This window comes from Halomonas sp. SpR1 (assembly GCF_031010175.1).
Lineage (GTDB): Bacteria > Pseudomonadota > Gammaproteobacteria > Pseudomonadales > Halomonadaceae > Vreelandella.
Genome location: NZ_JAUAMB010000002.1, coordinates 21366 through 41417, shown reverse-complemented (window position 1 = coordinate 41417; position 20052 = coordinate 21366). Strand labels below are relative to the sequence as shown.

Below are 20052 nucleotides of genomic sequence, written 5' to 3'. Positions count from 1 at the left end.
GGCAAACTAAGTTGCCCCTTTTGTGCGCCTGCTCACTGATGATCAGTTTGAACCGTTCTTAACTATCGAACGGGTTACGCAGCACGATGGTTTCCATGCGGTCTGGGCCGGTGGAAATAATATCGATACTGGCGCCCACCTGCTTTTCCAGGTAGCTGATGTAAGCGCGCGCATTAGCAGGTAAATCTTCAACTCGCTTGGCGCCCAGCGTTGACTCTTTCCAGCCAGGCAAGTCCTCATAAAGCGGCTCAACCGCTTCGAAGCCCTCAGAGTCCACCGGGTTATCCAATACATCGCCGTCTTTACTGCGATAGCCAACGCATACACGAATATTTTCTAGCCCGTCTAACACGTCAAGCTTGGTCAAGCAGATACCCGATACCGAGTTAATCTGCACCGCGTGACGCAGCGCGACGGCGTCAAACCAACCGCAGCGACGCGCCCGGCCAGTCGTGGCGCCAAACTCATGGCCGCGCTCGGCCAGGTGACGGCCGTCAACGTCGAACAGCTCAGTGGGGAACGGGCCTGAACCCACGCGAGTTGTGTAAGCCTTAGTAATACCCAGCACATAATCCAAATAGAGCGGGCCAACGCCAGAACCCGTCGCAACACCACCTGCCGTGGTGTTGGAGCTGGTGACGTAGGGATAAGTACCGTGGTCAATATCCAGCAGCGAGCCTTGAGCGCCTTCAAACAGGATATTCTCACCGGCCTTTCGCAGGTCGTGCACCATACTTACAGTGTCACACACCATGGGGCGCAGCTCTTCAGCCATCTGCATGGCCGTATCGAGCACTTCCTGGAAATCGACCGCCGGTTCGCCGTGGTAATTAACCAGTACAAAGTTGTGGTAATCGAGCACTTCACCCAGCTTGGAAGCGAAGCGCTCGCGATGCAGCATATCGCCTAAGCGCAGGCTACGGCGGGCTACTTTATCTTCGTAGGCGGGCCCAATACCGCGGCCAGTGGTGCCAATTTTAGCGATGCCACGAGCCTTCTCACGGGCCTGATCCAGGCGCACGTGATAAGGCAGAATCAGCGGGCAGGCCGGCGAAAGACGCAGTCGCTCACGCACTGGCACGCCTTTGGCTTCCAGCTCACGAATCTCTTTGATCAACGCTTCAGGTGAAAGTACGACGCCATTACCAATCACGCACTTTGTGCCTGGGCGCAGAACACCTGAAGGAATCAGGTGGAGGACGGTCTTCTCACCGTCGATGACCAGGGTATGACCGGCGTTGTGGCCACCCTGAAAGCGCACCACGGCAGATGCGGATTCAGTCAGCAAGTCAACGATTTTACCCTTGCCCTCGTCACCCCATTGGGTGCCCAGCACTACGACATTCTTACCCATTATGATGCACTCGTCTCTTGTGTCAGGGCCGTTGGCTGCCAACGGCCGTCGATAAGCTCAAGACGGCGGTCACACTCATGCTCCGCCGGCCCAGTACGCTGCCCTGGCAGCGCTTGAATCACGCGTTCACCCTGCTCACGCAGCGCGACAATGGCAGCGTTGAGCGACTCATCCTGCGTAGCGGGCGACCAAATAGCCCCGCGACTCGGGGATGCCGGCGCCAGCGATGCCAGCTGCTTCAGATCCATTGAGAAGCCAGTGGCCGGGCGAGCACGACCAAAAGCCCGCCCCGTATCATCATAACGCCCACCTTTAGCCAGCGCATGGCCGTAGCCCGGCACATAGGCAGCAAACATCATACCCGTGTGGTATTGATAGCCGCGCAGTTCCGCCAAGTCAAAGTAGAGCGATACATCAAAGCGTGCCAGCACGCCTTGATAGAGAGCATCCAATTGATCCAGTGCCGCTGTAACCGAGGCAGGCGCACCCGCAAAACGCTCACGCGCCTGACGCAAAACATCGGCACCGCCATGCAGTTCACCCAAGGCCAACAGCATATCCGCTAAGGCCGGGTCGCTGACACTGGCCTCTACAAGCTGCGCCAGTTGAGTGGGCGACTTTAGCGCTAACGCCTCAAACAGCGCACGCTCTTGCTCATCGCTGAGCGCTGCGGCTTCAACAAGGCTGCGGTAGATGCCGATATGCCCAAGCGCCAGGTGAATCTCTTGCGCACCTGCAGCTTTCATACTGGCCAGCGCCAAGTGAATAATTTCACTGTCTGCTTCAAGCCCTGCATGACCAAACAACTCAGCCCCCACCTGCACTGGGCTACGCCCCCCTTGATGCTGATCTGCCTTGGCACGCAGCACGTTAGTGCAGTAGCAAAGACGAACCGGCCCCTGACGTTTTAGCGAGTGGGCATCCATCCGCGCCACTTGCGGTGTAACGTCAGCCGAAGCGCCCATCATGCGGCCGGTTAACTGGTCGGTCAGCTTGAAAGTCTGAAGATCCAGATCCGTACCTGTGCCGGTTAACAATGAGTCCAGAAACTCCACTGGCGGCGGCATGACCTGGTCATAGCCCCAGCAGTGGTAAAGATCGAGCAGCGCACGGCGCAGCTCTTCCATACGGCTTGCCTGAGGCGGAAGCACCTCATCCATGCCGTCGGGCAGCAGCCAGCGGTCAGCGATGGTCATGTGAACAGTCCTGCAAGACAATGAAGGCCCAGCCAATTCAATCAGTAACGTCGCATGGTCATTGGCGACATTAGCGTTAAACAAGGGCCACAAAAAAACCGGGCGACGCCCGGTTAATAAATTCTATCACGTTTATTGGCCGGGTGAACCCCGCCTGGCCATAGGAATGACGAGACGAGGAACAGCGGCAAAAAGCAACTTACTCGCTGTCGCTTCCATTACCTCCTGGATCAGGATTACGCAAATAGCGGAAGAAATCGCTACTTGGCTCCAGCACCATTAGATTGCCATCGTCGGCGAAGCTCTCGCTGTAGGCATTCAGACTACGCCAGAAAGAGAAGAACTCCTGATCCTGACCATAAGCTTCAGAGAAGATCGCAGCGGCCTGGGCATCACCCTCACCGCGAAGTGTCTCGGCGCGCTCATTGGCCTGGGCAAGCAGAACCTGCCGGCGACGATCCGCGTTAGCGCGAATACGCTCGGCCTCTTCCTGACCCTGGGCACGCCATTCGCGGGCTTCACGCTCACGCTCGGAACGCATCCGCTCAAATACTGCGGCCGAGACATCTTCGGGCAAGTCGATGCGCTTGATGCGGATATCGCGAATGGCGACACCAAGCTCTTCACGCATGAGTGAATCAAGCTCTTCGGTAGGGCCAATCATCAAGTCATCACGCCGTTCGGCAATAATTTCCTGAAGATTCAAGCGACCAAATTCATTACGTAGGCTCTCATCCACCCGCGGTTGAATAAGCCGAATAGCCATCAATTCGTCACCCGCCGTCGCCTCGTAGTAGCGCGTGGGGTTGACCACCTGCCACTTAACATAGGAGTCGACAATCACCGCTTTCTGCTCGAGCGTCAGGTAACGGCTAGTATCGGTGTCCAGCGTTAATAGGCGAACATCAAACTTACGGATCGTTTGCGCAATCGGCACTTTTGCGTGCAAGCCGGGCTGAATATTCTCTTCGATAACTTCACCAAAACGCAGCTTAACAGCACGCTCGGTTTCGTCTACCACGTACAGAGTGTTACTCGCCAGCCATGCAACGGCAGCCAGACCACCAACAATCAGCAGGGATCGATTATTAATCATTTACCGGCCCTCCCTGCGGATGGAGCTACTATTGGTATTTGATGAAGAGCTAGCGCTACCCTGAGTGTTGCGCAAACGCTCAAGCACACTCGGGTCTAGCTGTTCATCGCTATCGGCACTTCCGCTGGAAGCATTGCTGCGGTTACTGCTGCTGCCACCTCTAAGCTGATCTAGCGGCAGATACATCAACGGCGCGTTTTCACTCACATCCAGCAACACCTTCGGTGTTTTGCCGAACACTTCTTCCATAGTATCCAGGTACATGCGCTCGCGCATGATATCTGGCGCGTTCGTGTACTCGGAAAGCAGCGAGTTAAAGCGGTTGGCTTGACCCTGTGCTTCAGCGACCACAGATTCACGGTAACCCTGGCCCTGCTCAACGATACGCTGCGCCTGACCTTGCGCTTCAGGAATGATCGCATTGGCATAAGCGATACCCTGGTTAATCGTACGCTGGCGATCTTCACGGGCACGAATAACATCATCGAAGGCGTCAATCACTGGCGCGGGCGCCGAGGTAGACTCAATGTTGATGGTTTGTAAGCGAATACCGGCACCATAGTTGTCAAGGTAGGACTGCAGACGGCTCGCGACCGAGCTACCCAGAATCTCACGACCCGAGGTCAGGATATCGATCATATCGGTACCGCCTACGACGTGACGGAGCGCCGAATCCAGCGCGTTCTCAATCGAGATAGCAGGATCACGTACGTTAAGTACGAAATCACGCGGATTAGCCACTTGATACTGAGCAGAAATTTCCACTTCGACGATGTTTTCGTCACGAGTCAGCATCGACTGTGTCTGCGACAGCGAGCGTACACGTGTCACATTGACCATACGCACATCGTCAATCAACGGCGGATTCCACTGGAGACCGGGGTCGACAATGCCCTGGTACTCACCAAAGCGAAGCACAACACCTCGTTCGGATTGGTCAACCAGATAGAAGCCCATGGCCGCCCAGATCGCCAGCGCAACGACAATCAGGAGGCCTGGAAGGGCAAAAGGATTGCGGTTTTTATCACTACCGCCACCGCCGGTTTTCTTGCCACCGCCTTTTTTACCCCCACCCAACATACTGTTGAGCTTGTCCTGAAACTTCTTCAGTGCTTCATCCAAGTCAGGCGGGCCTTGGTTGTTGCCCCCTTTATTGCCATTGTCGCCGCCACTGTTATTGCCACGGTTTCCATTACCATCATTTCCACCGCGTCGGCCGCCACTACTCCAAGGGTCGTGCTGGTTGCCACCACCAGGCTCATTCCAGGCCATACTTCTTCTCCACTAAGGGTATTCGCTCACGCATCTGACTTCGTATATCAACGAAGCGCTGGCGTTTTGATATTATTGCTATTTAAATCTTGTACCATTTTTATACAAAAGCAGATACTGACAGCGTACTAGACATTAAACGGTGAGGCTACCAATCTTCAGTTTCCTGCAACGCTTCAGGTAAATAGGTGTTGGCACGCTCGCCCAGCTGAGCCATTAGCTGGTTAAAATCTCGCCGCGGCAAACGCACATCCAGCACCGAGTGCCCCTGCTCGTCAAAGGCTTCCTCGCGAACGGCATTCAGCTCATGCAGACCTGCGCGCAACTTACCTTGCTCTGGAGTAAGCGTTAGCGAAAAGCCTATGACATCGTTAGCCAGGCGCTCAGTCAGCGCTTCATGCAACAGCTCTAAGCCCTGCCCCTGCTGGGCTGATAGCCAAACTACTTCGGGCATGCCGTGGCCATCGCGCTCTATGCGCGGGGCGCTATCAAGCTTATCAATTTTATTCATGACTTTGAGTACCGGCACATCATCGGCGCCAATCTCTTTGAGCACTAGCTCCACCTGCTCCACGTTTAATTCGCGGTCAGGGTCTGCGGCATCGATCACATGTACCAGCAACGACGCTTCCGAGGCTTCCTGTAGCGTCGCTTGAAACGCCTCAACCAGCTTGTGCGGCAAGTGGCGAATAAAGCCCACAGTGTCAGCCATCACAACGGGGCCCACATCTTCAATCTCAAGCCGCCGTAGGGTGGGGTCGAGTGTCGCAAACAACTGGTCGGCTGCATACACCTCGGAATTGGTCAAAGCGTTAAACAGCGTCGACTTACCCGCGTTGGTGTACCCCACCAGCGATACGCTATGAATCTCCGCGCGCGCGCGGGCACGGCGATTCTGGTCACGCTGACTGCGTACTTTATCGAGCCGTTTATGAATCGACTTGATCCGAGCACGCAGTAGGCGACGATCAGTCTCTAACTGTGTTTCACCTGGACCACGCAGGCCGATCCCGCCTTTTTGGCGTTCTAGGTGTGTCCACCCGCGCACGAGGCGAGTCGACATATATTCAAGCTGAGCAAGCTCTACCTGCAGCTTACCTTCGTGGGTTCTTGCCCGCTGCGCAAAGATATCAAGGATCAAACCGGTACGGTCGAGCACTCGACACTTGAGCTCTTGCTCAACATTGCGCTCTTGAGAGGGACTTAAGCTATGGTTGAAGATCACCAGCTCAGCCTCATGAGCCGCGAGCAGTGCCCGCAGCTCTTCCAACTTACCTGACCCGATAAAGGTGCGCGAGTCAGGTCGGTGGCGGCTAGCAGTGAGTAGAGTCGCAGGCTCTGCACCAGCAGAGCGTACGAGCTCTAAAAACTCACCCGGGTCTTCACGTTTTTGTTCATCATGAAAATCGACGTGAACAAGAACTGCCGTTTCACCGGCGTCTGGGCGTTCGAAAAACAATCAATACCTCGTGGATTCTCTTGCTTCTCCAGCGGTGTTAAATCTCCGCATCCTGCTCTGCCGGATCTTGCGCAGGCAAGCGTACGTTGCGAGATGGAACAACCGTGGAAATAGCGTGTTTATAAACCATCTGGCTGACGGTATTGCGTAACAGGATAACAAACTGGTCAAACGATTCGATCTGGCCCTGCAGCTTAATGCCGTTGACCAAAAAGATAGAGACCGGAATGCGCTCCTTGCGCAGAATGTTCAAGTACGGGTCTTGAAGGGACTGCCCTTTGGACATGTTGCTCTCCCTAAAACTGTCGTTGGGGTTAATTATCAAATGGCGTGCCCTACTGGTGCTACGCCGCACTATTTATTACTGCCCGGAAGGCCGAATGATGCCCGAAGAGCCTCGTGATACTCGAAAGGCCCAATCACTCAGCCGATCGAAAACACACTTACTAAGTTACTATCTTAGCGGACTATCTTACGCTAAGCACCGCTGTCACGCACGAGTTTCAGCACCTGATCCAGTACATCCGAGCGCTGTGAATCTACCCAGTTAAGCTCTGGCCAGCTTCTTAACCAGGTTAATTGACGCTTGGCTAGCTGACGAGTTGCAATCACGCCTCGCTCAACAAGAGAGGCATAGTCGTAATCACCTTCTAGATACTCCCACACTTGGCGATAACCAACACTCTTCATCGCCGGCAGGCCTAAATGTAAGTCATTACGCTTTTTGAGGGCAGCGACTTCATTTATCAAGCCCTCACCCAACATTACTTCGAAACGCTGGGCAATACGTTGATGCAGCAGGCTGCGATCACTGGGCGCCAACGCTATCGACAACACTCGCCAGGGAAAGGTTTCCGGCTGTTGTTCCGCCCACAGCTCACTCATCGGCCGCCCACTGGCGTAATACACTTCCAGCGCACGCATCAGGCGCTGTGGATCATTGGGATGGATACGCTGGGCAGAGATCGCATCCACCTCACTCAACTGTTTGTGCAGCGACGCTAACCCTTCACGTTGCCACTGCGCTTCGAGCCGCTGACGAATTGCCGGATCAGCTGAGGGCAAATTTGCTACACCTTCTACTAACCGCTTGTAGTACAGCATAGTACCGCCGACCAAGAGCGGCACCCTGCCCGCCGCGCTGATTTGTCGCATTAGCTTTAGCGCATCTTCTCGGAAGTCGGCAGCGGAATAGGGCTCCGCAGGATCGCGGATATCGATCAAGTGATGAGGGGCGCGGGCAAGCTCAGCTTCGCTGGGCTTGGCGCTGCCAATATCCATGCCGCGATACACCATCGCCGAATCAACGCTGATCAGCTCATGCCCCAACCGTTCGTGAAGCGCTATCGCCGCATCGGTTTTCCCGGCGGCCGTTGGGCCCATCAAAAAAATTGCCCAGGGGCGCGTATCAGCCATGCGCGTTTCCATCAGGTAAGAAAAGGGTAGTTACAAAAGAGTCGCTACAAAAGAGTCGTTGCGATTGTCTGCGCCGCTATTGCCCACGCAAGAACAACCGATCGAGCGCTTTTAGCCCCATCTGTGTCCAGGTGGGGCGACCGTGGTTACATTGATCGCTGCGCTCGGTGCGCTCCATATCCCGCAACAGCGCGTTCATCTCGTCGATCGTCAGGCGCCGGTTGGCGCGCACACTGCCGTGACAAGCCATGGTGGAGAGCAGTTCATGCAAGCGAGCCTCGACTTGATGGGTACGTCCATACCGTGCCAACTCCTCCAGCATCTGGCGCACCAGCGCCTCAGGATCAGCCTGGGCCAGCAAGGCGGGCAATTGGCGTACCAGTAGCGTCTCCGGCCCGGCGATATCCAGCTCAATACCCAGCTTGGCAATCGCTTCTTGCTCGCTCTCTGCCGTGGCCACTTCCGCTCGGCTAGCGGCGATGGAAACGGGCACTAGCAGCGGCTGCGCATCCAGTCCTTTAGCAGCTGCCAGCTGCGTTTTCATGCGCTCATAGACAATTCGCTCGTGGGCGGCGTGCATATCCACCAGCACCAACCCCTCTGCATTCTGGGCCAGAATATAAATACCGTGTAACTGCCCCAAGGCAAACCCCAGCGGCGGCGGCGCAGTGGGGTCGTTATCGGGCATTGCCAGAGGCGCTTCACGCACCTCACGCCCCCGTTCGCCGGGATCACTCGGCTGAGGCGTTAACAGCGTTTCTTCATGATTGGGGTGGAGTGCCTGATAGCCTTGCATAAAGCGGCGCACTCGCTCGGCACCTGGGTGTCGATCTGGCGTGTGGGTCAGCGCAATTCCCTGCTGCTGCCAACGAGGCTGCTCAATGTTCGCTTCAGAAGTGGCGCCTTGGGGCAGTGCGTCTGGTGTATCAGTCGCATCGGCAACGCCCTCCTCTGGGCTTTCGGCGGGTTTAGCAGACGCCAAAGAGTGATGGAGGCCGGAGTAGAGAAAGTCGTGCACCATACGGCCATCACGAAAGCGCACTTCGTGCTTGGTGGGGTGAACGTTGACGTCTACAACGTCTGGATCAAGCTCCAGATAGAGCACAAACACCGGATGACGACCGTTAAACAACACGTCACGATAGGCTTGGCGCACCGCGTGGGCGACCAAACGGTCACGCACTACGCGGCCATTCACAAAGAAGTACTGCTGGTCGGCCTGAGAGCGGGAGTGGGTCGGCAGGCCCACCCAGCCGCTCAGCCGTAAACCGCCCGCTTCGCGTTCGATATAGCGGGCGTGCTCGATAAAATTCTTACCCAGCAGCGAGGCGATCCGCCGCTCCCGAGCCGCCGCAGAGTGCCCTGCTGGGAGTTGGTGAATGACTTTTTGGTTATGGCGCAACACCCAGGCAATGTCGTAACGCGACAGCGCCTGGCGGCGAAACGCCTCCTCCACGTGGGCAAACTCAGTCTTCTCAGTACGCAGGAACTTGCGTCGGGCCGGGGTATTGAAAAACAGGTCGCGCACGCCGACGCTGGTGCCACGCGGGTGTGGCGCGGGGGTAACGCGTGCCTCCATGCCCCGCCCTTCCGCCACCACCCGCCAGCCGTGACGGGGATCCTCTTCGGCATTGGATATCAGTTCCAGCCGAGAGACGGAACTGATCGACGCCAGTGCCTCACCGCGAAAGCCCAGCGAGCTAACGCCCTCCAAGTCCTCCAAGCTGCCTATCTTACTGGTGGCATGACGGGCCAGGGCCAGCGGCAAATCCTCTTCGCCAATACCGATGCCGTCATCGCGCACCTTAATCAGCCGCGCACCGCCCTGCTCAATTTCCACTTCAATGCGCTGGCTGCCCGCATCGATAGCGTTCTCTATCAGCTCTTTGGTGACTGATGAAGGACGCTCAACCACCTCACCGGCGGCAATCTGGTTGGCCAGCCGTGGGTCGAGTACATGTATGCGCGGTACGGTAGCGGTCATATCAGTCAATACAAAACCTCATGAGCGGGGAATCTGTAACACTTGGCCTACGCGGATCACGTCACCGTTCAGGTCATTGGCCTGCTTCAGCTGATTCACCGGCACCCCGTGGCGCACAGCAATCGCGGACAGAGTGTCTCCTGACTGAATACGGTACTCGTTACCCGACGGTTGGCGTTGATTATCACGCTGCCAGGCCAGCAGGCTGGCTGGCGGCGGGTAGCGCTCGAAATGGTCGCGTAAACCATTGAAAATCGCCTGGGAAAGCCCTGACTGGTGCACCGGGTCACGCAAGCGACGTTCTTCGTCGGGGTTAGAGATAAAGCCAACCTCAATCAACAGCGAGGGGATATCGGGGGATTTAAGCACCATAAACCCCGCCTGCTCTACCCTTGTCTTGTGCAGCCGATTAATCCGTCCTAACTGTTCCAACACCTGCCCACCGATAGACAGCGAATCGTTTAAGGTAGCGGTCATGGTTAAGTCCAACAACACGCCACGTAGCACCTGATCTTTATCACGCAAAGAGAGGCTGCCATCGACACCGCCGATCAGATCCGAGCGGTTCTCGCTATCGGCCAGCCACTGGGCAGTTTCCGAGGTGGCACCGCGTTGCGACAGCGCATAGACCGAACTGCCCTGAGGACGCGGGCTGGTGAAGGCATCGGCGTGAATGGAGACGAAGAAGTCCGCCTTCTGCTCACGGGCCAGTGCGGTGCGCTGACGCAGTCCAATATAGTAGTCACCATCGCGGGTTAGCACCGCCTTGAAGCCCGGCGTTCCATTCACCTCAGCAGCTAAACGACGGGCAATTTCCAGCACCACGTCTTTTTCACGGGTGCCTGCAGGGCCAATCGCGCCAGGGTCTTCCCCTCCATGACCAGCATCGACGGCGATAATGATGTCTCGGCGTGGATGCGGCTTGGCTTCCTGCACTTCAACCGGTGCTGCATTGCTGGGCGGCGCTGCTTCGCCCGGCAGCTGTCTTTGGGCCGATGCCCGCTGGGCCTGGATTTCCTGATCACGAATCATCGCCTCGATAGGGTCGATCGGGTTCTCAACGGCGCTCTCACCCGGATACTCAAGATCCACCACCAGACGGTGACCGTATTGGTCATTAGGTGTCAGGGTAAAATGGCGCGGCTCTATTTCTCGATTGAGTTCAAGCACGACCCGAAGGCCGCCCCCCTCCCGCGTGCCGGTACGCACCGAGGTAATTGCACTGTCATGCAAAGGCAGCGTGCTGGGGTCGGTGTCCATCTGGGTATCATCCAAATCAATTACCAACCGCGCCGGATTTTCCAGCGAAAACACGTTGGCATTGGTCGCAGCGGAGAGGTCAAATACTAGCCGAGCATGATCCGGCGCCGCCCAAAGACGCATACTTTCTACGCTGGACGCTTGAACATTAGCCGCTGCCAGGGCAATAAAACTGGCGGCTAATAAGCGATATACGCGTGCCGCTATGCCCTTTATTTCCATTGAATCACACCACTCTCCAACTGTTCGGAACTTAGCTTGCTTGCTTTACCTACCTGACTTCGCAAGGTGGCTAATATACGCTCACCTTGATCACTGCTCGCGGCCAATGAGACTAAACGCCCTTGATCTATTACTTCCAAGGTTAGGTGAAGGTCAGGCGCGGGCAACCACCCTTCACCTCGGCTGGGCCACTCAATAATGCTAAGCGCATCGTCGGCCAGTACGTCACGGCCACCAATAAACTCAAGCTCTTCCGGATCCGACAAACGGTACAAATCTAGATGGTAAACCCGTTGAGAACCCAACTCGTAAGGCTCTACCAAGGTATAAGTGGGGCTTTTAACCGCACCGAGATGACCGTAAGCACGCAAAATGCCCCGTGTTAGGGTGGTTTTTCCGGCACCAAGCTCACCCTCTAGATAGACGAGCCCGTGTCCTTGCAACACCTGCCCGAGAGCTTCGCCAAAGGCGACCTGGGCCTCTTCACTGTCTAATTGCACCTGCATGTGGGTTGCCTTCACGGATTAATCAATTTTCGCGCATAGGATGCCAGATCGCTAGCCAGCAGGCCACGCTCGCCTTCCTCCCCGGCTGCGCGATCTGCCGCTAACGCATGCACCATGGCACCCAGCCAGGCGCTTAACTCTACGTCGCCACGCTGCGCAATCAGCGCGCCCAACATGCCGCTGAGTACATCGCCCATACCGCCGCTGGCCATGCCCGGATTACCGTAAGGGCACACGACCAAGCCACTGGGGCCAGCGATTAAGGTGCCAGCGCCCTTTAGAATGACCACGCCACCCCGGGCGCGTTGCAACGCCTGGGCCGCAGCGGGCCGATCGGACTGGATATCAGCAACGGAGCAGTTTAATAGCCGCGCGGCTTCACCTGGATGCGGTGTCAATATCCAGTTATCGCGGCGCACCTCCGACCATTGACGTGCCAATAGGTTAAGCCCATCGGCATCCACCACCAGCGGCCTGTCTGCCTGCAGCGCGCTTTGCAACACTGCCTGCCCCCAGGCAGCCTGACCAAGCCCTGGGCCGATCACTATGACATCAGCGTTATTGGGCAACTCGGCAGCCTCAGCGCCACCGCGTATGCCATGAGCCATCACTTCCGGGCAACGTACCAAGCTGGCGACAATATGCTCAGGCGCCGTCGCCAGACTCACTTTACCTGCTCCCAAACGTGCTGCGGCCTGACAGGCCAGCAGCGCGGCACCGCCAAAACCGGGGGCTCCGCCCATCACCAGCACGTGGCCCATGTCGCCTTTATGACTGGTACGCAGACGTGGTGCAAACGCCTCTGCCAACAGCGAATCATCCAGCCGCCAAGCCGTGGGCGGAATGTCGAAATAGGCCTGGGCTTTGACGCCCAGGGGGCGAAAATCAATCTCGCCGGTATACGCTGGTGCATCTCCAGTGTGCAACCCTACCTTATCGCCGATAAAAGTCACCGTGCAGGCGGCCTTTACGGCAATACCTGGCACATCGCCAGTATCGGCGACTAAGCCTGAAGGGATATCAATCGCCAGCACCGGCTGAGCTGCGGCGTTGATCGTTTCAATAGCGCGCTTGAAGCGCCCCTCGACTTCGCCAGTCAACCCCGTACCCAGCAGCGCATCGACAATCACTTCGCCGGTGAGCTCGATACCGGCGTGCCACTCCTCACAGCCCACTCCCGCAGATGTGGCTAATTCGGCAGCACGCGCCGCATCGCCGCTTAGCTCTTCAACGCTCTTGAGCGTCACCCGCTGCACCTTCAGGCCTGACTGCATGGCCAGCGCGGCCAGCACGTGTCCATCGCCACCATTGTTCCCGCCCCCACACAGAACAGTGATGCTTCGTGCCTGGGGCCAGCGTGATCGGAAGCTATGCCAGGCACTTGAGGCGGCGCGCTGCATCAACGCAAATCCCTCGATACCACCGGCAATGGTGCGGCGATCTAGCTCTCTCACCTGGGCAGCTTTATAGAGGGGGCGTAGCATGGAAGTGTTCGGGACTGTCACGATCGCTCCTTTCACATGTTTTGATGGCTGGCGATGCGTTAGCATAGCGCGCCTACGTCTAGCTATTGATTGGCTACCTATTTGACTGACTACCTATTTGACTGACTTGTTTGAATAACCATGCCGAATTCCACTGCCTTTGCACATTCTAGCCAAGCATTGACGAATGCAACGCTTACTCGCCTGGCCGACCTGATTAAAACCTGGGGGCGAGAGCTGGGCTTTCAGCAGGTGGGCATCACCGATACCGAGCTGTCGGCCCATGAAGCCCACCTGGACGCGTGGCTGGAAAAAGGCTATCAGGGCGAAATGGGCTTTATGGCCAAGCACGGCACCAAGCGCACCCGCCCCGCAGAGCTGGAACCCGGCACTCAACGCATTATCAGTGTGCGCATGGATTACCTGCCCGCCGAAGTGGAGAGCACCAAAGTCCTCGGCCAGCCCAGCCACGCTTATGTTTCCCGCTACGCTTTAGGGCGCGATTATCACAAGCTTATTCGCAAACGGTTAGCCCTATTAGCAAAAAAAATTGAGCAGGAAGTCGGCGAGTTCGGCTACCGCGCCTTTGTCGACTCAGCGCCAGTGATGGAGCGCGCCCTGGCGCAAAAAGCCGGGCTTGGCTGGTTCGGCAAAAACGCCATGCTGCTCAACCCCAAAGCGGGCTCGCTGTTTTTTCTTGGCGAGCTGTATACCGACCTGCCGCTCCCCATTGACGCACCTTTTGAGCAAGAACACTGCGGTAGCTGCAGCGCTTGCCGCACCGCCTGCCCCACCGGTGCCATCGTTGACGACAAAGTGGTCGACTCGCGCAAGTGTATTTCGTATCTCACCATTGAGCTGCACGGGTCAATTCCGGTCGAGTTTCGCCGCGCCATGGGTAACCGTATTTATGGCTGCGATGACTGCCAGCTGGTGTGCCCTTTCACCCGCTTTACCCATATCACCCGGGAAGATGACTTTGCCCCGCGCCATGACCTGGATCGCGCATCGCTGATTAGCCTGTTTGCCTGGGGCGAGGCGGAATTTCTGGATAAAACCGCCGGCAGCCCCATCCGTCGCATTGGCTACGAGCGCTGGCTGCGCAATATCGCCATTGGCCTGGGCAACGCGCCCTGGAGCGAAGCCGTCGAGTCCGCACTGTGGGCGCGCAGAGCCTACCCAAGCGCACTGGTGCGCGAACACGTCGCTTGGGCGCTTGAGGAGCAGCACAGGAAGCGCAGTGAACGTATCGCCACTGACGCGTCTTAACCGCTTACTCTTCTTCGTCGCTGCTTTGGTCAACACGTAAAAACGTATTGCGGTAGTGAGCCAGCTCAGCAATCGACTCTTTAATATCGTCCATGGCCAAGTGCACATTCTGCTTACTAAAGCCCGCCAGCGCACCAGGGTTCCAGCGTTTGGCGACCTCTTTTATGGTCGATACATCAAGATTGCGGTAGTGGAAAAAGTCGAGCAGTGCAGGCATCTCACGCTCCAAAAAACGTCGATCCTGATGGATGCTGTTGCCGCACATGGGCGACGAACCCGCCACCGCGTACTGGTGTAGAAACGCCAGGGTTTGGTGCTCAGCTTCTGCAGTTTCTACCTTGCTGGCTTTTACCCGTGCCACCAAACCTGATTCGCCGTGGGTTTTCTGATTCCAGTCATCCATCTGTGCCAGCAGGCTATCGGGCTGCTTCACCGCAATCACCGGCCCCTCCGCTACCACATTCAAATCCGCATCGGTAATCAGTGTGGCGACTTCAATAATGCGTTCTTTATTAGGATCCAGGCCGGTCATTTCTAGATCAATCCACACCAGCAGATCATCTCGTGGCGCCGCTGCATCCGTCTTTTCGTTGCTCATTACCGTTATTCCTTTACCCAAATGACCATTAACATCATGTAAGTGTGCCTTAAATAGGCCCATCAAGCAGCTATAAAGAAGAGCTTGGCAACCTGATGGCATCTTTGCTAAGTACAATCACATCGTTGGTAGGTACAATGACCGCTATTGTAACGATCATCAGGTGGTCATGAGCAAACGTAAATTAAGTCGCCAGCAGCAGTGGCGCGTCGATAAAGTCCAGTCAGAACGGGCCCAGCGTGCGGAAAAGCGCGATGTGCAGGACGCTGAAAAACTCGCCGCTGGCGAATATGGCGCCGAACAGCCGGGCCGCGTTGTCGCCCACTTCGGGCGCACCCTTGAAGTCCGCAACAGCGACAATGAACCGGTGCGCTGCCACTTACGCGCCAATCTGGACGGCCTGGTCACTGGCGACCGCGTCATATGGCGCGCCGGTCAAGAAGGCTCGGGCGTGGTGGTGGCGCGGGAAGAGCGCGACAGCGTGCTTAAGCGCCCCGACGCCCGCGGCCTGCTCAAACCGGTGGCCGCCAACATTGACCAGCTGTTGATCGTGTTCGCGGTGGAACCCGCGCCCCACGCCAACCTAATCGACCGCTACCTGGTCGCCGCCGAAGCCACCGGCATTGCGCCGGTGCTAGTGCTCAATAAAACCGACCTACTGCCGGAAGATGGTGGCGAGCTTGGTAAACTACTCGAGCGTTATCGCGATTTGGGCTACCCCGTCGTTCGCACCACCACCGCAACAGAAACGGGGCTAGACGAGCTGCGCAGCCAACTTGAAGGTCGTACCTCTGTGTTTGTTGGCCAAAGCGGCGTAGGCAAGTCATCATTAATCGATCTACTGCTACCCGACGAGACACTGCGTATTGGCGCGCTCTCGGAGGACTCCCGCAAAGGTACCCACACCACCACCACGGCACGCCTCTACACCATGAGTCGCGCCGAGGTGGCCGACGGCGACCTGATCGACTCACCGGGCATTCGCGAGTTTGGTTTGGTTCACCTCAATGAGCAGGAGGTCACTGACGGCTTTATTGAGTTTCACGACTATATTGGTTACTGCCGCTTCCGTGACTGCAGACATCGTAATGAGCCCGGCTGCGCTTTACTCGCAGCGGTCGAGGCAGGCAAGATTCATCCAGCACGCTTTGCCAGCTATCGGCGCATTCTCGATAGCCTAGACAGCTAACGCTTACAGGAGTTACCCATGAGTATTGAGCGCCAATCGTCGGAAGCCAATCTGCTGCCACTGATCGTTGAGCCTGAACAACTGCAGGAGCACCTGGATAATCCTGAGCTGCTGATTATCGATGTGCCGGTCAACGGCGACAGCTATCGCCAGGGCCATGTGCCCGGCGCTATATTCCTCGACTTCCGCTACTTGATGCGCGGCGAAGGGCCAGTACCCAGTGACGTTCCCGATGTAGATGCGCTATCAAGACTGTTTAGTGCCTTAGGCCTGACCCGCGATACCCACGTAGTGGCTTACGACGACGAAGGCGGCGGCTGGGCGGCGCGCCTGCTATGGACGCTAGACCTGATTGGCCATACGCGCTACTCCTACTTGAACGGCGGCATCCACGCCTGGCGCGCCGCGGGCCTGGAGGAGAGCAGCGAAACAACCGCTCCATCGCCCAGCGAATACCAGGCGGAGATTCTCAACCCCCATGCCCTGATCACTTACGACGAGATCAAAGAGAAGCTTGACGATAAGCAGTTTGCGGTGTGGGATGCGCGCTCCAAGGATGAGTACGATGGCGTGCGCGGTAACAACAAGCACCTGGGCCACATCCCTGGTGCGGTGAACATGGATTGGCTTAACGCCATGGATCGCAATCGCGCACTGCGCATACGCGATTACGCCGAGCTGATCACCGAGCTAGGCGCCCTCGGCCTCACCCCCGACATGGAAATTGCCACCCACTGCCAGAGCCACCACCGCAGCAGTTTTACTTGGCTGGTGGGCAAAGCTTTGGGCTTCAATATGCGCGGCTACGCAGGCTCCTGGGGTGAATGGGGCAACCGCGACGATACACCGATTGAGAAGTAAGCCATTAAAAGAGTGTTATGCCATTAGGACTAACGTTGTGCAAAAACAGGCTGAAGCGAGGGTCTTTTGCCATGGCCGGAATATGTTCCATACCATTCCGGCATTTCCGCCATCCATGGCGGTCAGATGGCAAAAGTAGCGCCCAAGGACGGGTTCACAGCGCCCTCGCGGAAACCTGTTCTTGCACAGAGCCGCTCAGATAGCCAGAGCCGTTTATGTCAGCTCATTCAGGCTTTTAGCCACTGCTACGAAGATATTATTGTGACCTTTTCCCAAAAAGCCTTTTCGCTACTCCAATACCCTTTGCCTCATCACGCGCTATCGCGCTTGACCGGCAAGTTCGCCCAGTGCGATAACCGCTGGGTAAAAGACACCCTGATCAAGGCGTTTATCAAACGCTTTAATGTCGATATGAGCCAGGCGCTGGAACCCGACCCCACCGCCTACGCCACCTTTAATGACTTCTTCACCCGCGCGCTAAAAGCCGATGCCCGCCCCCTTGGTGAAGGCATCCTATCCCCTGCCGATGGCACGCTCTCCCAATACGGACGCCTGCAGGCCGGACAACTGGTGCAAGCCAAAGGCCACACCTACTCCGCCCAAACCCTGCTCGGCGGCGATACCGCGCTGGCAGAAGAGTTTCTCGGCGGTAGCTTTGCCACCGTTTACCTCTCCCCACGGGACTACCACCGGGTGCACATGCCTGCGACCGGTACCCTGCGCGAAATGATCTACGTCCCAGGGCGGCTGTTCTCGGTTAACCAAGCCACCGCCAACTACGTGCCGGGCCTTTTTGCCCGCAACGAGCGCTTGGTATGTATCTTTGACACCGAGCAAGGCCCCATGGCGATGGTATTGGTCGGTGCAATGATCGTTGCTGCTATCGAGACCGTGTGGTCGGGGCAAGTAACGCCGCTTTCCGGAGAACCTCAGCGCATGCAGTTTGGCCAACCGATCATGCTAGAGAAAGGCGCCGAGATGGGCCGCTTCAAGCTCGGCTCCACGGTGGTCATGTGCTTTGCCAACCAGGTCAATTTCGCAGAAATCCCCCCCGGCACCATGGTCAGCATGGGATCGTCGCTAGGTGATATGACTCATACCGGTGGTTACTAGCAATTAGGCGTTGAGAAGGCCAGCACGTCTTCGAGACGTGCTTTGCCCAGTGCCAACTGAATCAAACGATCAATCCCCAGCGCCACCCCAGCGCCTTCGGGCATTCCGTGCTCAAGGGCGGCCAGGAGACGCTCATCCACGTCAACCTCCTGCAACCCTAAACGGCGACGCTCAGCATTATCATGCGCAAAACGTGCGCGCTGTTCAGCGGCTTCCGTCAGCTCATCGTAGCCGTTCGCCAACTCAATGCCGTTTAGATAGACCTCAAAGCGGGAAGCGACCCATTCACCGTCAGCATCTTGGTGGCGGCGCGCCAAGGCCGCCTGACTGGCCGGATAATCAACCACCACGCTGAGTTCATGCTGGCCTAGCTGCGGCTCGATCACCACACTCATCAATAGGTCAAGGCAGGTATCGCGACCTTCGTCAGCCAAGGATTGGGCAGGCATGTGCGCCCGCTCCGCAGCTATCGCTCGAAGTCTCTCTAGCGACGTCGTGAATGGATCAACCTCTACGTAAGTATGAAATAGCTCCCGGTAGCGATAATGCACAAGCGGGCCGGGGAAGCTGGGTAGCACCGACATAATTAGAGTAGCTGTCTCATCAATCAACTGATCCAGCGAAAACTGAGGCCGATACCACTCCAACATAGTGAACTCGATATTGTGGCGAGCGCCGATTTCACCGTCACGAAAGCTCTTCGCGAGCTGAAAGATCGGCCCACTGCCCGCTGCGAGCAAGCGCTTCATATGGAATTCAGGGGAGGTTTGCAACCACAGGCGGCGCTGCCCTTTGTCCGTGCGGGCCAAGGCGTGCAGCGATACCAAATGCACATCCGTGCTGCCCCCCTGCCCCAGCACCGGGGTTTCCACTTCCAGCACATCACGCTGGGCAAAAAAAGCCCGCACTTTAGCCATTAACCGCGCACGAGCGCGGAGCGTTTCAAGAGACGCTGAGGGTTGCCAGTCAATGGCCATCACTACTCCTTAGACCCACGATTCCCAAGTAAAAATGGCCACGCACAAGGCGTGGCCATCAGATAGGGCTAGTAGTGAAAAGTCATTACGCGCGGGAAACGTAGTCGCCACTGCGGGTATCAATTTTCAACACTTCGCCCTGATTGATAAACAATGGAACGCGAACAACAGCACCGGACGACAGGGTCGCAGGTTTAGAGCCGCCCTGAGCGGTATCGCCTTTCAAGCCGGGATCCGTTTCGACGACTTCCAACTCAATGAAGTTGGGCGGCGTGACGGAGATTGCCTTGTCATTCCAAAGCGTAATGACATAAGGCACCTGCTCCTTAAGCCACTTCTCGGTATCACCCAAGGCTTTCTTCTCCACCGCATACTGCTCGAAGGAGCCATCGGTCTTCATAAAGTGCCACATGTCACCGTCGTTGTAGAGATACTCCATCTCCAAATCCATGACATCAGCACCTTCCAGCGAGTCACCGGATTTAAAAGTCCGCTCACCGACACGGCCAGTCATCAGGTTACGCAGCTTGACGCGGTTAAACGCCTGGCCTTTACCCGGCTTGACCAGCTCGTTCTCAACGATCGAGCAAGGGTCGCCATCGAGCATTACTTTCAGACCGGCCTTGAATTCGTTGGTAGAATAGTTCGCCATAATGTCTCTCAATCATCCATTTCAGTTATTTGTTTCAACAGGTGGTGCGCGAAGCCCTACTTTGCCGCTGACAGCATGTTTATATACCAACAGCTATATGCCAGCAGCGTTGTAAAGGGCGTCGTTAAATAAGTGCGCGCATGA

Annotated in this window: 18 protein-coding genes; 4 read left to right on the top strand and 14 right to left on the bottom strand. The window is 56.8% G+C overall.

The genetic code is table 11. The annotated features are described in order from the left end of the window. Positions 1-58 precede the first annotated feature (58 nt). The 11 genes from QT231_RS01935 to QT231_RS01885 all read right to left on the bottom strand — a co-directional run bounded on the left by QT231_RS01935 (position 59) and on the right by QT231_RS01885 (position 13249). A complete protein-coding gene (locus tag QT231_RS01935) occupies positions 59-1354 on the bottom strand; it encodes an adenylosuccinate synthase (protein ID WP_007114654.1) in 1296 nt (431 codons plus the stop codon). Then, the gene (locus QT231_RS01930; RefSeq protein WP_308335258.1) at positions 1354-2550 is read right to left on the bottom strand and encodes an ATP phosphoribosyltransferase regulatory subunit; all 1197 of its coding nucleotides are present in this window, start codon (positions 2548-2550) and stop codon (positions 1354-1356) included. The genes QT231_RS01935 and QT231_RS01930 overlap by 1 nt, the downstream gene beginning before the upstream one ends. A 199-nt stretch (positions 2551-2749) precedes the next feature. Further along, on the bottom strand, positions 2750-3646 hold the full coding sequence (gene hflC, locus QT231_RS01925; RefSeq protein ID WP_308335257.1) for a protease modulator HflC: 897 nt from the start codon (positions 3644-3646) through the stop codon (positions 2750-2752). Then, positions 3647-4918, bottom strand: a complete 1272-nt coding sequence (gene hflK / locus QT231_RS01920; protein WP_308335256.1) for an FtsH protease activity modulator HflK — start codon at positions 4916-4918, stop codon at positions 3647-3649. Positions 4919-5066: 148 nt separating this feature from the next. Continuing rightward, positions 5067-6377 carry a ribosome rescue GTPase HflX gene (hflX, locus tag QT231_RS01915; protein ID WP_308335255.1) on the bottom strand — a complete coding sequence of 437 codons (1311 nt, stop codon included), beginning with the start codon at positions 6375-6377 and terminating at the stop codon, positions 5067-5069. 37 nt (positions 6378-6414) lie between these two features. Beyond that, a complete protein-coding gene (hfq, locus tag QT231_RS01910) occupies positions 6415-6663 on the bottom strand; it encodes an RNA chaperone Hfq (RefSeq protein WP_007114649.1) in 249 nt (82 codons plus the stop codon). A 191-nt stretch (positions 6664-6854) separates the two neighbouring features. Beyond that, positions 6855-7793, bottom strand: a complete 939-nt coding sequence (miaA, locus tag QT231_RS01905; RefSeq protein WP_308335254.1) for a tRNA (adenosine(37)-N6)-dimethylallyltransferase MiaA — start codon at positions 7791-7793, stop codon at positions 6855-6857. A gap of 76 nt (positions 7794-7869) precedes the next feature. Continuing rightward, complete coding sequence (gene mutL, locus QT231_RS01900; RefSeq protein ID WP_308335470.1) at positions 7870-9777, bottom strand: DNA mismatch repair endonuclease MutL; 1908 nt, start codon at positions 9775-9777, stop codon at positions 7870-7872. 18 nt (positions 9778-9795) lie between these two features. After that, a complete protein-coding gene (locus QT231_RS01895) occupies positions 9796-11259 on the bottom strand; it encodes an N-acetylmuramoyl-L-alanine amidase (RefSeq protein WP_308335253.1) in 1464 nt (487 codons plus the stop codon). Beyond that, complete coding sequence (tsaE, locus tag QT231_RS01890; protein ID WP_308335252.1) at positions 11250-11765, bottom strand: tRNA (adenosine(37)-N6)-threonylcarbamoyltransferase complex ATPase subunit type 1 TsaE; 516 nt, start codon at positions 11763-11765, stop codon at positions 11250-11252. The genes QT231_RS01895 and tsaE overlap by 10 nt, the downstream gene beginning before the upstream one ends. An 11-nt stretch (positions 11766-11776) precedes the next feature. Continuing rightward, complete coding sequence (locus tag QT231_RS01885) at positions 11777-13249, bottom strand: NAD(P)H-hydrate dehydratase (RefSeq protein ID WP_308335469.1); 1473 nt, start codon at positions 13247-13249, stop codon at positions 11777-11779. 141 nt (positions 13250-13390) lie between these two features. On the opposite strand from QT231_RS01885, the gene queG reads away from it, so the two are divergent. Continuing rightward, positions 13391-14518, top strand: coding sequence for a tRNA epoxyqueuosine(34) reductase QueG (gene queG, locus QT231_RS01880; protein WP_308335251.1), 1128 nt, complete (start codon positions 13391-13393; stop codon positions 14516-14518). Between the two features lie 4 nt (positions 14519-14522). Here queG and orn read toward each other — a convergent pair whose 3' ends face one another. Beyond that, positions 14523-15116, bottom strand: coding sequence for an oligoribonuclease (gene orn, locus QT231_RS01875; protein WP_308335250.1), 594 nt, complete (start codon positions 15114-15116; stop codon positions 14523-14525). Between the two features lie 169 nt (positions 15117-15285). Between orn and rsgA the strand changes: the two genes are divergently transcribed. The 3 genes from rsgA to asd all read left to right on the top strand — a co-directional run bounded on the left by rsgA (position 15286) and on the right by asd (position 18279). Continuing rightward, on the top strand, positions 15286-16305 hold the full coding sequence (gene rsgA / locus QT231_RS01870) for a small ribosomal subunit biogenesis GTPase RsgA (RefSeq protein ID WP_308335249.1): 1020 nt from the start codon (positions 15286-15288) through the stop codon (positions 16303-16305). Between the two features lie 18 nt (positions 16306-16323). Continuing rightward, positions 16324-17166 carry a sulfurtransferase gene (locus tag QT231_RS01865; RefSeq protein ID WP_308335248.1) on the top strand — a complete coding sequence of 281 codons (843 nt, stop codon included), beginning with the start codon at positions 16324-16326 and terminating at the stop codon, positions 17164-17166. Between the two features lie 261 nt (positions 17167-17427). Continuing rightward, positions 17428-18279, top strand: coding sequence for an archaetidylserine decarboxylase (gene asd / locus QT231_RS01860; RefSeq protein ID WP_308335247.1), 852 nt, complete (start codon positions 17428-17430; stop codon positions 18277-18279). On the opposite strand, the gene epmA is transcribed toward asd, so the two are convergent. Then, positions 18276-19256 carry an EF-P lysine aminoacylase EpmA gene (gene epmA / locus QT231_RS01855; protein WP_308335246.1) on the bottom strand — a complete coding sequence of 327 codons (981 nt, stop codon included), beginning with the start codon at positions 19254-19256 and terminating at the stop codon, positions 18276-18278. The genes asd and epmA overlap by 4 nt on opposite strands. 85 nt (positions 19257-19341) lie before the next feature. Beyond that, complete coding sequence (gene efp, locus QT231_RS01850; protein WP_308335245.1) at positions 19342-19908, bottom strand: elongation factor P; 567 nt, start codon at positions 19906-19908, stop codon at positions 19342-19344. Between the last annotated feature and the right edge of the window lie 144 nt (positions 19909-20052).

Bases quoted from the DNA above. Each gene is read 5' to 3' on its own strand.
- QT231_RS01865 (WP_308335248.1), top strand. From the start codon at position 16,324: ATGAGTATTGAGCGCCAATCGTCGGAAGCCAATCTGCTGCCACTGATC.
- tsaE (WP_308335252.1), bottom strand. From the start codon at position 11,765: ATGCAGGTGCAATTAGACAGTGAAGAGGCCCAGGTCGCCTTTGGCGAA.
- orn (WP_308335250.1), bottom strand. From the start codon at position 15,116: ATGAGCAACGAAAAGACGGATGCAGCGGCGCCACGAGATGATCTGCTG.
- QT231_RS01885 (WP_308335469.1), bottom strand. From the start codon at position 13,249: ATGCTACGCCCCCTCTATAAAGCTGCCCAGGTGAGAGAGCTAGATCGC.
- QT231_RS01935 (WP_007114654.1), bottom strand. From the start codon at position 1,354: ATGGGTAAGAATGTCGTAGTGCTGGGCACCCAATGGGGTGACGAGGGC.
- rsgA (WP_308335249.1), top strand. From the start codon at position 15,286: ATGAGCAAACGTAAATTAAGTCGCCAGCAGCAGTGGCGCGTCGATAAA.
- epmA (WP_308335246.1), bottom strand. From the start codon at position 19,256: ATGGCCATTGACTGGCAACCCTCAGCGTCTCTTGAAACGCTCCGCGCT.
- miaA (WP_308335254.1), bottom strand. From the start codon at position 7,793: ATGGCTGATACGCGCCCCTGGGCAATTTTTTTGATGGGCCCAACGGCC.
- efp (WP_308335245.1), bottom strand. From the start codon at position 19,908: ATGGCGAACTATTCTACCAACGAATTCAAGGCCGGTCTGAAAGTAATG.
- hflK (WP_308335256.1), bottom strand. From the start codon at position 4,918: ATGGCCTGGAATGAGCCTGGTGGTGGCAACCAGCACGACCCTTGGAGT.
- QT231_RS01895 (WP_308335253.1), bottom strand. From the start codon at position 11,259: ATGGAAATAAAGGGCATAGCGGCACGCGTATATCGCTTATTAGCCGCC.
- mutL (WP_308335470.1), bottom strand. From the start codon at position 9,777: ATGACCGCTACCGTACCGCGCATACATGTACTCGACCCACGGCTGGCC.
- hfq (WP_007114649.1), bottom strand. From the start codon at position 6,663: ATGTCCAAAGGGCAGTCCCTTCAAGACCCGTACTTGAACATTCTGCGC.
- hflC (WP_308335257.1), bottom strand. From the start codon at position 3,646: ATGATTAATAATCGATCCCTGCTGATTGTTGGTGGTCTGGCTGCCGTT.
- queG (WP_308335251.1), top strand. From the start codon at position 13,391: ATGCCGAATTCCACTGCCTTTGCACATTCTAGCCAAGCATTGACGAAT.
- QT231_RS01930 (WP_308335258.1), bottom strand. From the start codon at position 2,550: ATGACCATCGCTGACCGCTGGCTGCTGCCCGACGGCATGGATGAGGTG.